The following is a 233-nucleotide window of genomic DNA, read 5'->3' as shown; positions in this document are numbered from 1 at the left end:
TCGATCGTCACGTCGGTCCGGTTGCCCTCGGGGGGCACCACCTTGCCGAGCAAGCTCGCACCGTCGGAAGCAAAAATCGTCGCGACCTGGTTGGTTCTGAGGTCACCGGGTCGAGGAACGTCCTCCAGCGTGTACGCCACCATGAACGCCTGACTCGGCACGATCAGGCCCACGGCGATCAACGCGTACATGGTGCGCCGAACTACCCGCCACTTGGACTTCTTCTTCGTTTT

The 233-nt window shown here is 61.8% G+C and carries 1 pseudogene; it reads right to left on the bottom strand.

The annotated features are described in order from the left end of the window. Positions 1 to 233, bottom strand: a pseudogene (locus NVV99_RS26945) (penicillin-binding protein); the annotation flags it as partial.

The organism is Rhodococcus sp. PAE-6, from assembly GCF_025290685.1.
GTDB lineage: Bacteria > Actinomycetota > Actinomycetes > Mycobacteriales > Mycobacteriaceae > Rhodococcus > Rhodococcus pyridinivorans.
Note: the sequence above shows the minus strand (reverse complement) of the source record. Positions and strands in the feature narration are given on the sequence as shown.